The organism is Bradyrhizobium sp. 26S5, from assembly GCF_036923295.1.
Classification (GTDB): Bacteria; Pseudomonadota; Alphaproteobacteria; order Rhizobiales; family Xanthobacteraceae; genus Bradyrhizobium; species Bradyrhizobium septentrionale.
The window spans coordinates 3,496,579-3,510,985 of the sequence record NZ_CP145948.1 but is presented as its reverse complement, the minus strand read 5'-3'; the positions used below and the strand labels follow the sequence as shown (position 1 = coordinate 3,510,985).

General features: G+C 64.9%; 16 protein-coding genes. 8 read left to right on the top strand and 8 right to left on the bottom strand.

Translation table 11 applies throughout. The features are described 5' to 3' along the window. Positions 1-21 precede the first annotated feature (21 nt). From V5279_RS16200 to V5279_RS16190, 3 genes are read right to left on the bottom strand one after another with little or no spacing between them, the layout of a single operon-like run. Complete coding sequence (locus tag V5279_RS16200) at positions 22-561, bottom strand: DUF4863 family protein (protein WP_338698951.1); 540 nt, start codon at positions 559-561, stop codon at positions 22-24. Positions 562-575: 14 nt separating this feature from the next. Continuing rightward, positions 576-1,304: a nitroreductase gene (locus V5279_RS16195; RefSeq protein WP_338698949.1), complete on the bottom strand. Its 729-nt coding sequence runs from the start codon at positions 1,302-1,304 to the stop codon at positions 576-578. Further along, positions 1,280-2,509, bottom strand: coding sequence for an ABC transporter substrate-binding protein (locus V5279_RS16190; RefSeq protein ID WP_338698947.1), 1,230 nt, complete (start codon positions 2,507-2,509; stop codon positions 1,280-1,282). Before V5279_RS16190 ends, V5279_RS16195 begins: the two co-directional genes overlap by 25 nt. Positions 2,510-2,740: 231 nt before the next feature. On the opposite strand from V5279_RS16190, the gene V5279_RS16185 reads away from it, so the two are divergent. Then, complete coding sequence (locus V5279_RS16185; RefSeq protein WP_338698945.1) at positions 2,741-3,718, top strand: LysR family transcriptional regulator; 978 nt, start codon at positions 2,741-2,743, stop codon at positions 3,716-3,718. 21 nt (positions 3,719-3,739) lie between these two features. Here V5279_RS16185 and V5279_RS16180 read toward each other — a convergent pair whose 3' ends face one another. After that, positions 3,740-4,924, bottom strand: coding sequence for an ABC transporter substrate-binding protein (locus V5279_RS16180; RefSeq protein WP_166294041.1), 1,185 nt, complete (start codon positions 4,922-4,924; stop codon positions 3,740-3,742). Here V5279_RS16180 and V5279_RS16175 point away from each other — a divergent pair. Continuing rightward, positions 4,923-5,732 carry a MarR family winged helix-turn-helix transcriptional regulator gene (locus V5279_RS16175; protein ID WP_338698942.1) on the top strand — a complete coding sequence of 270 codons (810 nt, stop codon included), beginning with the start codon at positions 4,923-4,925 and terminating at the stop codon, positions 5,730-5,732. The genes V5279_RS16180 and V5279_RS16175 overlap by 2 nt on opposite strands. Before the next feature lie 17 nt (positions 5,733-5,749). Here the strand turns inward: V5279_RS16175 and V5279_RS16170 are convergent, their stop codons facing one another. The 3 genes from V5279_RS16170 to V5279_RS16160 all read right to left on the bottom strand — a co-directional run bounded on the left by V5279_RS16170 (position 5,750) and on the right by V5279_RS16160 (position 8,665). Continuing rightward, on the bottom strand, positions 5,750-6,988 hold the full coding sequence (locus tag V5279_RS16170) for an FAD-dependent oxidoreductase (protein WP_338698940.1): 1,239 nt from the start codon (positions 6,986-6,988) through the stop codon (positions 5,750-5,752). Continuing rightward, positions 6,985-7,356, bottom strand: a complete 372-nt coding sequence (locus V5279_RS16165; RefSeq protein ID WP_338698938.1) for a non-heme iron oxygenase ferredoxin subunit — start codon at positions 7,354-7,356, stop codon at positions 6,985-6,987. The genes V5279_RS16170 and V5279_RS16165 overlap by 4 nt, the downstream gene beginning before the upstream one ends. Positions 7,357-7,441: 85 nt before the next feature. After that, entirely contained in the window at positions 7,442-8,665 is a 1,224-nt protein-coding gene (locus V5279_RS16160) for a Rieske 2Fe-2S domain-containing protein (RefSeq protein ID WP_338698936.1), read from the bottom strand. Positions 8,666-8,768: 103 nt separating this feature from the next. On the opposite strand from V5279_RS16160, the gene V5279_RS16155 reads away from it, so the two are divergent. The 4 genes from V5279_RS16155 (at position 8,769) to V5279_RS16140 (ending at position 11,905) form a co-directional block, all read left to right on the top strand. Next, positions 8,769-9,647 carry an SDR family NAD(P)-dependent oxidoreductase gene (locus tag V5279_RS16155; protein WP_166294031.1) on the top strand — a complete coding sequence of 293 codons (879 nt, stop codon included), beginning with the start codon at positions 8,769-8,771 and terminating at the stop codon, positions 9,645-9,647. 102 nt (positions 9,648-9,749) lie between these two features. Next, positions 9,750-10,628, top strand: a complete 879-nt coding sequence (locus V5279_RS16150; protein ID WP_338698933.1) for a LysR family transcriptional regulator — start codon at positions 9,750-9,752, stop codon at positions 10,626-10,628. Positions 10,629-10,771: 143 nt separating this feature from the next. After that, on the top strand, positions 10,772-11,095 hold the full coding sequence (locus V5279_RS16145; protein WP_338698931.1) for a hypothetical protein: 324 nt from the start codon (positions 10,772-10,774) through the stop codon (positions 11,093-11,095). Positions 11,096-11,230: 135 nt separating this feature from the next. Continuing rightward, a complete protein-coding gene (locus V5279_RS16140; RefSeq protein ID WP_338698929.1) occupies positions 11,231-11,905 on the top strand; it encodes a peroxiredoxin-like family protein in 675 nt (224 codons plus the stop codon). A gap of 54 nt (positions 11,906-11,959) precedes the next feature. Here V5279_RS16140 and V5279_RS16135 read toward each other — a convergent pair whose 3' ends face one another. Continuing rightward, positions 11,960-12,955, bottom strand: a complete 996-nt coding sequence (locus V5279_RS16135; protein WP_338698927.1) for an AraC family transcriptional regulator — start codon at positions 12,953-12,955, stop codon at positions 11,960-11,962. Positions 12,956-13,086: 131 nt separating this feature from the next. Between V5279_RS16135 and V5279_RS16130 the strand changes: the two genes are divergently transcribed. Both V5279_RS16130 and V5279_RS16125 read left to right on the top strand, forming a co-directional pair. Continuing rightward, positions 13,087-13,623: a carboxymuconolactone decarboxylase family protein gene (locus V5279_RS16130; protein ID WP_338698925.1), complete on the top strand. Its 537-nt coding sequence runs from the start codon at positions 13,087-13,089 to the stop codon at positions 13,621-13,623. Positions 13,624-13,659: 36 nt separating this feature from the next. After that, a complete protein-coding gene (locus V5279_RS16125) occupies positions 13,660-14,181 on the top strand; it encodes a YkgB family protein (RefSeq protein WP_338698923.1) in 522 nt (173 codons plus the stop codon). Positions 14,182-14,407 lie beyond the last annotated feature (226 nt).

The following is a 14,407-nucleotide window of genomic DNA, read 5'->3' as shown; positions in this document are numbered from 1 at the left end:
CGATGCCACCGGCGCCGGACGTCAGGCCGGCACCTTGAAATCGTAGGAGATGCGCCCGGCCGGCAAATAGAACAGGGCGATCACCGCGCCGCCCCTGACCTCGGGATAGTGTCGGCTGCCCGGATCCGGCGCCGTCCAGCCCGGCCCCTGCCAGCCCTGCAAGCCCTTCAACTGCGCGCCCTTGTCGAGGGGAACGACGAGGTTGAGCTCGCCGTAGGGATGACCGTGATACTGCCCGCGCAGCACGTCATGATCGTCGTCGTCCTTGAAGCGGCGCGGATCGGCGCTGTTCATGTAAACCGCGGTGATGCTGAACTGGAACGTCTCGGGGACCGGCTCAAGGATGCGGCTGCGCCGATAGTTCGGACCCTCCACTTCCTGGTTCGCCGCCCAGCCTTCCTCGACGCCCAATTTGATGAGGCGTGCCAGATCCTGGTAAAGCGCACTCTCTTCCCCGTAGGTCTCGTTGAGCCATCGCTCCATCGCCGCGCTCGGCGTCATGTCCTTGACTTCGCGCAGAAACGGAATGCTGCGTTCGATAAGCTGTTCCCGGCTTCCCATGACTTACTCCTGTTCTAGTTCTCAAAACCCTCAAAGGAGGCGAACGCCTCCAAATCCGCGCGCGGCATCAGCCGCGCTCTCGCCTGCTCCCTCGGATGGCCCATCGAGATGCCACAGGCCACCATCTGCTCCGCGGGGATCGACAGCATCGAACGCAAAATCCGGTGGTACTTGGCGAGCGTTTCCTGCGGGCAGGATTGCAGTCCGCGTCCCACCGCAGCCAGCATCATGGTCTGGATGAACATGCCGAGATCGAGCCAGCTTCCCATGGCGAGGCGGCGATCGATGGTCACGATCAATCCGACCGGCGCACCGAAGAAGGCAAAATTCTTGGCGGTCTGCCTGCTCCGCGCCGCGGCATCGCTCTGCTCTATCCCGAGCGAGCCATAGAACAATCGGCCGAACTCCTGGCGACGGCTGAGATACGGCTCGGGGAACTCGGTGGCGTAGTATTGATACTCGGAGACGTGCTCGCTCGGCTCCCGCTCATAGGCGTGCAGGAGGGCCGCCGACACCTCGGTCTTGGCAGCGCCCGCGAGCACGTAGACGTGCCAGGGCTGGATGTTTGCGCCACTCGGCGCAAACCGCGCCACATGCAGGATTTGCTCAATGGTCGACCGCGCGACCGGACTGTCGGAGAACTGACGGCACGAAAGGCGGCTCGCGATCACGTCGTCGATTGGATTGCGCGCAGCTCCGCACGCGCCGACCCCATCAATCACGACTTCTTCACGAACGGGCATCCGCCGTCCTCCATCGGTCTGAAAGCTTCGTCCCCCGGGATCGTCGCCAACAGCTGGTAGTAATCGAACTGGTACTTCGACTCTTCCGGAGCCTTGACGCGGAACAGATACATGTCGCGGACCAGCCTTCCGTCCTGTCGGATCTTGCCGTTACGGGTCATGAAATCGTTCACCGGCAATTCGCGCATCTTGGCGGCGACGGTCGGCCCATCGAGCGTACCGGTGGCTTCGACCGCCTTGAGATAGTGCATGACAGCGCCATAGGTGCCGGCATGGATCATGGTGGGCACTTTCTTCGTCTTCTCGATGAAGCGCTTCGACCACGCCCGCGTCTCATCGTTGAGGTCCCAGTAGTAGGCTGAGCTGAGCATCAGGCCTTGCGCGCTTTGCAGGCCGAGGCTGTGGATGTCGGCGATGAAGACGATCAGGCCGGCCAGCTTTTGCCCGCGCGTCACGCCGAACTCGCCCGCCTGCTTCACGGCGTTGATGAAATCGCCGCCGGCGTCGGCGAGCGCGATCACGTCGGCCTTGGAGGCCTGCGCCTGCAGCAGGAAGGACGAGAAATCGGGCGTGTTGATCGGGTGCTTCACCGCGCCGACCACCTTGCCGCCGGTGGCATCGATCACCTTGCGGCTGTCGGCCTCGAGCTGCGCTCCGAGCGAATAGTCGGCCGACAGGAAGAACCAGGACCTGGCGCCGAGACGCGAGATCGCGCGCGTCGTCCCCTGCGACAGCGCATAGGTGTCGTAGGTCCAGTGGATGCCGGTCGGCGAGCACTCGTCGCCGGTCAGCCGGGACGTCGCTGCGCCGGTAGCAAGGAAGAGCTTCTTCTTGTCGCGCGTGATGCCTTGCACCGCCAGCGCGACCGCGGAATTCGGAACATCGAGGATCGCCTCGACGTTCTCGTTTTCCAGCCAGCGCCGGGTAATCACCGAGCCGATATCCGCCTTGTTCTGGTGATCCCCCGCGACGATCTCGATCGGCCGCCCGAGCACCTTGCCCTTGAAATCATCCACCGCCATTTGCGCGGCGACGACTGAGCCCTGGCCGCCATTGTCCGCGTAGAGCGACGACATGTCGGTCAGCACGCCGAGCCTGACCGGCCCGTTCTGTGCAACCGCGGACGGCGCCACAGCCAGGAGCGTCAGCGCCAGTCCAACTGATTTGCGCACACCACTTCGGGCCGATCTCACCCAGGGCTTCATCGTTTTTCTCCTCCAAACCCGGTGGCGGCAATCTTGGCCAGAACGTCGCGTTGCGGAAGTGAAAGTCTTGCAGCTTGATCCTGAACCGGCTTCAGATCGCCAATGGCAGCGATACTGCGATGCGCTCCCGGACGATCCGGTCGGTTGCATCCACCGTACGCCTGGCCTTAACTGCACACGATCGTAACGATTTGCCGGAGCGAGCGATCCGCTACAGACGGGACTGCCATCGTGTCCGTTTCCTTCAAGACACTGGACCTGAACCTGCTCAAGGTGTTCGACGCCGTCATGGAGGAGCGCAGCGTGCTGCGCGCCAGCCAGAAGGTCGCGCTGAGCCAGTCTGCCGTGAGCCATTCGCTGGCGCGGCTGCGCGAGATGCTGGATGACGACCTGTTCGTGCGCACGGCGACCGGCATGCAGCCGACGGCCCGCGCGTTGACGATGGCCCCGCAGGTCCGCCAGGCGCTGCGGTCGCTGGAGGCCGCGGTCGAGCTGCCGACCTTCGTTCCGGCGGTCTCGACCAAGCCGTTCACGCTCGCCGCCAACGACTTCACGACGATGGTGCTGGCGCCGCCGCTCTTGAAGATCTTGAGCCGGGAGGCTCCCGCGATCGACCTCACCATCAAGCCGGTGACGCGGATCGATCTTGCCGAGCAGATCGACCTCGGCCGCATCGATGTCGCGATCGGCGTGTTCTCGTCGCCGCCGAGCCGCTTCCGCACCGCCCTGCTGTTCGAATATGACGACGTGCTGATCGTCGGCAAAAAACGCAAGCTTGGCCGGCTCGACAAGGCAAAGCTCGCGACCCTGCCGCTGGTCGTCGTGTCCTTTGGCGGCGAGCAGGAAGGCGCGATCGGTGGTTACATCTCCGAGCGCGGGCTTGCCAGACGTTCGGAGATGTATGACCGCCCCGCGCTTGAACGGGCGCTGTCCGACAGTGACCACCCGCCACGGATCGCGGTCTCGCTGCCACATTTCCTTGCTTTGCCCGCGCTGCTGGTCGAGTCCGAACTGGCGGCGATCGTTCCGCGGCCGCTGGCGCGGGCGCTCGAGCAGGCGCATGCGATCACGACCCATGAGCTGCCTTACACCACGACGCCCGTTGAGGTTCGGCTGCTCTGGCACGAACGCGTCGAGGACGAACCATCGCACGAATGGCTTCACGAGGTGCTCCGCCGCGCCACCGAAGAGCTCAGGCGTGGGCGTTAGCGGCAATCACCGGCGCACACCTCACTGCGCGGCCATGGCCCCGGACATCGGAACCCAACGCTCACCATCGAAACGCTGCGGCCGCAGCGACGCGATCAGACGATAATCGTCCGGACTGGTGTTGACGGTGATGCCCGGAATCAGCCCCGGAAGCGCAACGTTCTTCAGCGCGGTGGCATGCTTCATGAGGTTCTGCCGGGACAGATCATCGCCGCAGGCCTCGATGACCTTGGTCATGAGGACAGCGATGTTCCATCCGGTGAAGTTGAGCTGATCCTCGATGTCGCCCTCGGGATAGTACTTTTTCATAAAGGCCAGCCACTCGAGATAGGCGGGATCGTTGGCCCATTCCGGATCGCCGACCGACTTGGTCGGTGTCGCCGAGATCGCCCCCTTGGCGTTGTCGAGCCCGGCCGGCTTGAGGATCGTCGGCACGAAGTTGCTGCCGATCGGCAGGAACTGCTGCGCACGCCAGCCGAGCTCACCTGCCTTGCGGATCGCCTGCGAGGTGAACTTGCCGGTCGACGCATTGAGAAAGACGTTGGCATTGGTACTGGCCAGCGAGACCACCTGCGAATCGACCGTCGGCGACGTGACCTCGTAAGGCGACGCCGCGACGATCTCGGCCTTGGGATCGAGCCGGGCCAGTTCGACCTTGAAGCTGCGGAGATATTCGCGGCCGTAGTCGTCGTTCTGGTACAGCACGGCGACGCGCGACGCCGGAATGTGCTCGGCCACCAGCCGCGCATAGATCGCAGCCTCGGTGCTGAACAGCGTCATCCCCGAGATCGTGTAGGGGCTCGTCTTCGGATCGGCGAAGCGCTCGCTGGCCGCGAACACGAACAGCTGAGGGATCTTCTTGGCGTTGAGATATTTCTGGACCGCCGCATTCTGCGCGGTTCCCATGCTGCCGAAGATCGCGACCGCCTCGTCATTCTCGATCAACCGGCGCGTCTGCTCCACGGCCTTCGGCGGGCTATAGCCATCGTCGAGCGAGATCAGCCTGACCTTGTGGCCATTGATGCCGCCGCGGTCGTTGATCATCTGGAAATAGCGGGTCTGCACCTTGCCGACGGCACTCAGCGCCGACGCAGGGCCGCTGTAGGGCATGGTCTGTCCAAGGATCAACTCGGTCTCGGCCGCCCTGGCCGAACCGCAAGCAGCCAGCAAGGCTGCGAACCAGAATGTCGCGCGAAGTCCGCGCATGCGCGCCTCCCTCTGTTTTCTTACCCGGAATATTCTTCCTAGGAAGATAATTGTCAACCCAAACCTCAAGCGGCAAATGGCCGCTCCGGAGAGCGATGTGCAGCGCCTGGAGCGAGTCCAGGAACTTGCGGGGCGACACATCAATTCGACGGTGTTAGATTATCGTACGGATGATGCCGCGCCGCTGGCGCGGGACGAAGGGGACTGGAAGGGAATGAAGAAGAGCAGCGTGTCACGCCGCGCCGAACCTGCGATCAAGCAGCCGCCTGCACCCGACAGCACCCTTTACGACGACATCGAGGCCGCCTGGCTCGAACAGCGCCCCGACCTCGACCTCGCCGCCGCCTGCACCTTGTTGCGGCTCGAGCGCGTCAACCAGCTTCATGAGATGCGCCTGCAGGACATAGCGAAGGCCGTCGGCCTGCAGACCGGTGAGCTCTATGTCCTGCTCGCGCTCAGGCGCTCGGGAAAGCCGTACGAGTTGCGTCCGACCGACCTGTTCCGCGCCCTCCTCGTCACATCGGGCGCCATGACCAAGCGCGTGGCCCGGCTCCAGGAAGGCGGCTTCGTGCTGCGCGTCTCGGCCAGCGATGACGGCCGCTCGGAGCTGGTCCGCCTCACCGCCAAGGGCCTTGCGACCGCCGACCGCGGCATTGCCGAGGTGGCGAGGGTCGTTGAGGGCGTGACGGAGGCAAGCGGGCTGACCAAGGCGGAGCTCGCCATGCTCGACCGATGCCTGCGCAAGCTGCTCGCCGTCCGAACCGTGAAGGCGCCGAAGAAGTCCGGCCGGCTTGCCGCAGCCGATTGACCGCCTCCGCCGACACACTACGCAACAGCCTTGTTGCCCGGCTTCAACAGCGATTTGAGATCACATGAGCTGTCTTCGGCCTGGTCCGGTGTCGGCGAAATGCCGGCAGCGATCAGGCGCCGCGCCACCATCTGGTCGGCCGGATTGTTGATGCTGTCGACCGCCACCAGCCTGCCATGTCGGTAATTGAACACGGAGAACCGTCCGGCGTCGATCGCGCCGCGGATCACTGTCCGGTCGCTGCGCCCGGCGCAGCCGACGATCTGAAGCTTGAGATCGTGCTGATCCGACCAGAACCGCGGCACACTGCAGTACGGCTCGTGGCGATCCGCGATCGCAAGCCCTGCGGCCGCTCCCTGATCCTGCGCATGCTGAACCGACTCCAGCCTGATCCAGCCCTCCGCGAACCGGCTGTAGTGATTGGCGCAGTCGCCGGCGGCGTAGATGCCCGGGCGTGCCGTCCGGCCATGCTCATCCACCACAATGCCATTGGCGCATTCGAGCCCCGCGGCAATCGCGAGCTCATCATTGGCGATGCCGCCAATGCCGACGACGACAAGGTCGGCGCCGAGACGAACACCACCGTTCAGTTCGACCGCCACGACCCGTCCGCCCTCTCCGATCATGGCCGAAACGGCTGTGCCGAACTTCACCGTAACGCCCGCCCGGACGTGACGATCGAGCAGGAAGCGCGACACCACCGGAGATACCGCCCGCTCGAGCAATCGGGACGCGGCCTCGATCACCCTCACCCGCTTGCCGAGCCTGGCCGCGGAGGACGCCACCTCGAGCCCGATGAAGCCGCCGCCGACGATGACGATCTCGCTGGCCTGCCCGAGCCGCGCCTTGAGATCGACGGCATCGGCGATTGATCGCAGACAGCAGACGCCGTCGAGTTCAGCGCCGCTGATAGCGATCCTTCGCGCACGCGAGCCGGTGGCGATGACGAGGCTGTCGAAGGCGAGTACCGCGCCATCCGCCGACGTGACCCGGCCAGCACTGCGATCGATCTCAACGACGCGATGGCCCAGAAGCAGCTCGATTCGCTTGCCCGCGAAAATGGCCTCGTCGTGCATGAGGAGCTCCTGTGCGCCGATCTCGCCGAGCAGAAAGTCCTTGGAAAGCGGCGGCCGTTGATACGGCAGCGCGCTCTCGTCGGCGATCACGGTCACCGGTTCGGCATAGCCGGCATCACGCGCCGCAAGCGCCGCCTGAATGCCGGCATAGGATGCGCCGATGACGACAAGGCCGCTCACGATTTGACGCTCACGCCGCCGTCACGCGCAGTTTCGAGCGCAGCACCGCCGTCGAGCTGCACATAGACCTCGCCATCGCGGATCTCGACCTTGAACGCCTCGATATCCTTGTAGGCGCTCGACCGGCATTTGCCATCACGGACATCGAACATCGCGCCATGCAGCGGGCACTCGATCACATGCCCTTCGAGAAACCCGGTGGACAGCAGCGCAAACGCGTGCGAGCAGACATCGTCCGTTGCGAAGATGTCGTCGTCGACCTTGTAGAGCGCGACACGCCGGGCGCCCACCTTGAAGCCGAGCGGCTCGCCTTCCGACAGTTTCGCGGCGGCACATAGATGATGCCAGGTCGATTTTTGCAATGTCATGAGATGGCGTCTCCTGGGCCAGGGCCGGGACATGGGCGCGGACGCACCGTCCGCGCCCTCGACTTCCCTTGGGGGTCCAATCCGATCAGCGGGGAATCTGCCGCCAATCCTCCGAGGCGGAGGCGAGCCGGCCGCCGACCGCGCGAATTTCCTTGTAGGACATGGTCTCGCTCTGGCCGCTCCTCGGCGCCTTGCCCTCCATGAAGCCGCGCACCTCGTCGAGCAGCTGGCGACGCACCCTGACAATCGCCTGGTCCGCCGAGCAGAGATATTCCTGCGAACGGTCGACGATCGGCCCCATGCTGACCATCACCACGAAATCCTCGATGACGATCTCGTGGAAACCGGTGCTGTTGCCGGCATCCATGATCTGGCGGTTCTGTCCCCAATTGTTGGTTTGGTCACCCGGCAGGCCGCCGGCCATCGGCCACTGGTTGGCGCGCTGCACCTTGCGCCAGGAATCCACCGGCTTCTCGGGATTGTAGAAGATGTACCACTGGATCAGGTTCTCGTCGTCGATCGGCACCGCAATGATCGCAGTGCGATCCTGCTGCGGTCCGGAGAAGATCGGCGCGATCAGGCCATAGTAGGGCATCACGAACTCGGTGACGCGGGCGAGGCACGATCCATCCGGCGCGGTGCGCAGCGCCGCGGCGCGGAAGCCGTAGGACTTCTTCTCGAATTCGTAGCCGACTTCGGTATTGACGCGGGTCGCGCCGAAGTCGCTCGACGATGTTGCGGTCCAGCTCTGGTGCAGCAGCGCGACATGCGAGGAATCGATGGTGGCCTCGACGCCCTGCAGCCAGTTGGCATTGAGCTCGATGCCGGCCGTGTAAACCTGATCCGGCGGCAGATCCATCCACTCGAAGTCGGGCGCGGGCGGCGCGGTGCCCTCCCCGAGCCAGACCCAGATCAGCCCGGCGCCTTCCCGCACCAGATAGGATTTCGCCTTCACGGTCTTGGCGAATTCCCTGGGGTTGTTCGGCTCGTTCGGAACGTCCAGTACCTCGCCGCTGGCGTTGATCTTCCAGCCGTGAAACAGGCAGGTCAGCGAGCAATCATCGACCCGCGCCAGCGCAAGCGAGGCGCCGCGATGCGGACAGGCCTCATCGAGGAAGCCGACGGTGCCGTCCTTGCCCCTGAACGCCACGAAGTTGCGGCCGAACAGCTTGACCCGGACCGGCGCCTCTCCCTTGCGCACGCGCACCGAGAGAACGGCCGGCAGCCAGTAATGCTGCCGCAGCATCCGTCCCATCGGCGCGTCACCCGTGACGCGGCACAGCAATTCATTCTCTTCCCTCGTGACCATCGCAAAACCTCCCTGGTTGACGCCTTCGACGTTCTGAGCCTAATATCTTCCCAGGAAGATTATTGTCAAGTTATCTTCCGAAGAAGCCATATCGGGAGATCGCATGACCAAGGGACGCCTCAAGGATCGCATCGCGCTGGTGACGGGAGGAAGCCGCGGCGTCGGAAAGGGCGTGGCCATCGGCCTCGCCGAAGCCGGCGCGACCGTCATTGTCACGGCGCGCACACGCAACCGCGGCGGATCGGAATGGCCGGGATCGCTGGATGAAACCATCGCCGCGATCGATGAGGCCGGCGGCCGCGGCATCGGCCTGCTGTGCGATCATTCGGACGACGGTTCGGTGCAGGAGATCTTCGACCTGATCCGGCGCGACCATGGCCGCCTCGACGTGCTCGTCAACAATGTGTTTGCGGCACCGAACGTGATGCCGGTCAATGTCCCGTTCTGGCAGGTGCCGGCCTCGCTGTGGGACACCCTGCATCGTGTCGGCCTGCGCTCGCATTTCGTCGCCAGCCAGCTCGCGGTCCCGCTGATGCTGCCGCAAGCGCGCGGCCTGATCGTCAACACCTCGTCGGGCGGCGGCGTCAGATACACCTTCAATGTCCCGTTCGGCGTTCAGAAATCAGGCGTCGACCGGATGGCGCGCGACATGGCGCATGAGCTGCAGCCTTTCGGCATTGCCGCGGTCTCGATCTGGCCCGGTTACATCAAGAGCGAGAAGCTTGCGGCGCAGCCCGACCGCGTGCCGCCGGCGCTCGCTAGGCTGATTGCCGAGCGCGGCGAGACGCCGGTGTTCGCCGGCCGCGCGGTCGCCGCCCTTGCCGCCGATCCCGACGTGATGGCCAAGAGCGGCCAGATCCTGCTCGCCTCGGAGCTGGCAGCCGAATACGGCTTCACCGATATCGACGGAAAGGTCCCGCCGCCGCCGAGCCGCGATCCCGCGCCGCTCTCCGTGTTCAAGCCAACCCTGTTCGACCGTTAGCGACGCCATCGAGCGGCCGAGGGCGCGCACCGGCGGACGCGTGGTCAACCTTCGCAGGGCATGGCAGAAAGGATGGACCTGCTCATTCCTGCGGAGAATATCATGGACCGCCTGGCGGCAATGGAGACCTTCGTTCGGGTGATCGAAACCGGATCCTTCTCCGGCGCCGCGCGGCAGCTTCGGATCGGCCAGCCGGCGGTCTCGAAGTCCATCGCGCAGCTCGAGGAATTCCTCGGGGTCAAACTGCTCACCCGTTCGACCCGTGGCCTCACCCCGACGGAAGCGGGGTTGGGCTATCTCGAGCGCGCTAGGCGCGCGCTGGAAGAGGCCGCCGAAGCAGAGCTCGCCGCGCGCGGCGCCGGCGCCGGCCTCAAGGGCCGATTGCGGATCTGCGCCGCCGTCACCTTCGCCCGCATCCACCTCATTCCGATGCTGCCGAAGTTTCTGGCGCTGAACCCGGAGCTCGAACTCGAAGTCGTGCTCGACGACCGTCAGATCGACCTCGTGCAGGAGGGCATCGACGTAGCGCTGCGAATGGGCAAGATGACTGACTCGACGCTGACCGCACGCCGTGTCGCCAGATGCAAACGCCTGGTGCTGGGTACGCCGGCCTATTTCAAGCGCGCCGGCACGCCGTCCACGCCGAGCGAGCTGAGCCGGCATCAGGCCGTCGTGTATCTCCGTGAGGGCAGCGTGTGGTCGTTCCGGCGCGACAGCACCGAGCTCGCCGTCACCGTGCAGAGCCGGCTGCGGGTGACCGCCGCCGAAGGCGTCAGGGCCGCAGTGCTTGCCGATGCAGGCATCGCCGTCGCATCGGAATGGATGTTCAGCCCCGAACTCCGGTCGGGCGCCGTGCGGGCGGTGTTGCCGGAATGGGGTCTGCCCGCGCTCGATCTCTGGGCCGTGCTTCCGGGCGGGCGCGCGGCGACCGCCAAGGCGCGGACGTTCGTGACGTTCTTCGAGCGCACGTTCAACGAATGACGACGTCCCCCGGCCCGCGTCGGCGGCCGGTGAGACGAATGAGCATGTCTTCGATCCCCGATGGCATTCAGCGCGGCGCACCGCGGCGTAGGGTGGCGGCAATGGAGTTGCTCATCCCGAGCCTCCCGCCAAGGAGTGTCGCCATGTCCCGCATCTCGATCGTGAAGCGCGCTGCCCATACCGCCGCCGCGGCCTTCGTCTTCGCCAGCCTGCTTTCACCTGCGAACGCCAACCAGTCCGATACGATCCGCGTGTTTCCCGATTTGCAGATCAGCGCGATGGCGGATCATGCCGACGTCAAGGCGGCTGCGCTGACCTCGCGCCGGCCCTGGCTGGCACCGGTCGGCCACCGGCAGCCGCAGCGCGCCGACGCTCCCAGGCCCGAGACCGTGTCGGCATGGGAGCGACAGCAACAGCAGTTCGACCAGGACCTCGACCACAGGCTGGTCATCTGCCGCGGCTGCTGACCACTCGATTTATTCCCGACGGGAATAAGGACTAGTCGGACGGCAGCGCTACCCGGCCCCGCGATCTCCTTTAGCTTGCTGCGTGTGAGTTCAACAACACGGACGGCGCCGCCGTCCACCACTCAGCAGCCAAGCATGTCGCTTCAAGCCAAGCTCGACGCTTTCAAAGCCGATTTCGAAGCCGGAAAGCCGCCCTACAGCGTTCCCCGGCCGGTCATCGAGATCATGCACCGCGCCACCGCGGAGCTGATCGAGTCCGGCGCCGCGCAGCGCGCCAGGCGGGCCGGCGATGTCGCCCCGTCGTTCTCGCTCAGGGATCCCGACGGCAACGTCGTCAATTCGGCCGATCTGCTGCAGCGCGGCCCGCTGGTGCTCAGTTTCTACCGCGGCGTCTGGTGTCCGTATTGCAACATGGAGCTGCAGGCGCTCGAAGCCGCCAAAGCGGAGTTCGACAAATACGGTGCCTCACTGGTCGCGATCTCGCCGCAGACCGCGCCGAACAGCCGCAAATCGGTGCGCCAGAACAAGCTCTCCTTCCCGATCCTGTCCGACGTGAAGGGTGAGGTCAGCGAGGCCTTCGGACTGCGCTTCCATCTGCCCGATGATCTGGTCGCGCTCTACAAGCAGCTGAAGAACGATCTGCCGAGCTTCAACGACGATCCGAGCTGGACGCTGCCGATGCCGGGGCGCTACGTGATCGGACAGAACGGCGTGATCCTCTACTCCGAGGTCAACCCGGATTACACAAGCCGCCCGGAGCCGGAAGACATGATCCCGGTTCTGCAGCAGGCCGCCGCCGTGCGGGCGTGATGGCACACGAAGCGGCCGGTGGCGATCGCCCATCGGCCGCCTCTCTTTCGCAGGCTATCGATCAACAGCAGCGGACATCGCCTTCGGATCGGCCGATGCGACCCGGTCCGCCAGCACGTCCTGTCCGGAATGCTGCGCTTTTCGCCACTGCGCCGGCGTGACGCCCATGTGGCTCTTGAAGGCGCGCTGGAATGCGGCCTCCGACTGATAGCCGACCATTTCCGCAACGCCGCCGGTCGAGAGCGACGATCGCCTCAACTCGTTCGCCGCCAGCGTCATCCTGATATCGGTGAGCAGATCGCTGGCCGATCGCCCGAGCTTCTCCTGGAACTGCCGTGCCAGCGTTGCGCGCGACATGTTGCAGAGACGCGCAAGCTCCGGCAGCGACCATGCGCGCGCAGGCTCGTTGAACATGGCGGCCACCGCCGGCGCAAGACGAAGATCACCGGCCAGCGCAAGCAGACCGCGTGACTTTGCGTCGGTCTCGCTCGCAAGCCGCAGCACAAGCGCAAACATCGCCGTGGACAGCGCGTTCAGCATGGCGCGGCCGCCCAGATGATCGTCCGCCGTTTCGCTGCGCATCAGCGAGACAAGTCCGGCGAGTTGTGCGGCCGTCCCCTCTCCCACCTGCGGTCCGGCATGCACGACAAGCCGCGGCGGGAGATAGGTGCGCAACAGGCGGTCGTGCGGAGGTGCGATAGCGAAGTGTCCGCACAGCAGGTCGAGCCGCTCGTCCGAACCCAGGTTTTCGCTGATCGTGAAATTCTGCGCCGCCCGGTTGCGCGCCGGCAGCGGTGGTGTCCCGCCGCCGTCATGCATCACGTGTCGCGGGTTGCCGGGAAGCAGAAGAATGTCGCCCGCCTTCAGCTGCAACGGCCGGCCGCCCGCTGGGTCGTCCAGGATCGCCGAGCCGGCGAGCACCGCATGATAGGGGATCTCGTTGCTCACCCCCGGTCCCTGGTCGATGCGCCAGGGCACGCCGTAGCTGCAGCGCAGGTCGAGCCAGCCGCGCACCGGCATCATCTCGAACAGCCGGCTGAGCCAATCCATGGGCGATCTCCTGAAGCGGCCAGATTGAGACGATAGAGCATATATGTGAGCTTTGACGACATTCAATGTCTCATATCGCAATTCTATTGTCACTCCGTAATCGATCACCAACCCCAACACGGAGTGCCACCATGTCCCGTCTTTCAGTCCCCAATCTCGAAACCGACACCGGCCCGTCGGGCCAGATCTACGCCCAGATCAAGAAGGCGATCGGCAGCGTCCCGAACACCTACGCGGCAATCGCCGCCCACGGTCCGGCCGCGCTGAAGGCGATCCTCGCCGCCGATGCGGTGCTGGCCGGCAGCAGCCTGCCCAAGCGCGATCAGGAGGTCATCAAGCTCGTGATCAGCGCCGCGGGCGGCTGCGATTACTGTGTCGCCGCGCATTCGCACCTCGCGAGACTCGCCGGCGTGAAGGCCGACGCGCTGAAGCAGATCCGCGACGGCGAGCCGAGCGGCGATGCCAAGCGCGATGCGCTGGTCAATTTCGTTCGCAAGCTTGCGCAGTCGAGCGGCACCGTCAGCGCCGAGGACTTCGCCGCGATCCAGGCGGCCGGTTACAGCGACGCGCAACTGGTCGAGATCAGCCTGGCGTTCGCGACCACCGTCTTCACCAACGTCTTCAACCGCATCAACGACACCGACATCGACTTCCCCGCCGTCGCGTGAAGCGACCGCGCGATGTCACGTCAAAGGATCACGACCATGACCACGCTTTCCAACACCACGCTTGCCAACACCACGCAAAATCCGCTTGTTCGCGCGCTGTATCGGTCCGGCCTGCTCGCGGAGGATCTCGACTACCATATCGTCCGGGCCTCGATGGTGATCATGTTCCTGTTCTTCGGTTACCAGAAGTGGTTCCCGTATGAATTCGAACGGCTGGTCCCGTTCATCAGCAACGGGCCGTTGATCTGGTGGCTGTATCCCGTCTTCGGCCATGCCGGCGCCAGCTATTTCCTCGGCGCCTCGGAATGGACCTTCGGATCCCTGCTGCTCGCAGGCTTCTGGGACAAGCGGCTCGGCGTTCTCGGCGCGCTCGGCTCAACCGGCACGTTCATCGCGACGGTCACCATCATCCCGTTCATGCCGGAAGGCTGGGACGTTGCGGCCGGAGGTTTCCCTGCGATGACCGGCAACGTGCCCTTCCTGATGAAGGATGTCGTCCTGCTCGCCGTCTGGCTCTACCTGCTGAGACAGGACGTGGTTCGCTTGACGCGGCAATAGGTGGCATCCGCTGATGGCGACGGATCGCCGGCGAACCCAGCGTTCGCCGGCGATCGCGTGTTGACGGGGGGCGGGGCGGACTGGGAAACCGACGGGCATCGCGACGCGGCGGCGATTGTTGCGGTGCAGGTAAGGTTCAGAACGTGCTTCGATGTCACGCCATAACCCGTTGCCGAATTTGCAGAATACGTTGAAATTGCCGATCCGTTTCCCGTGCGAGATCGAA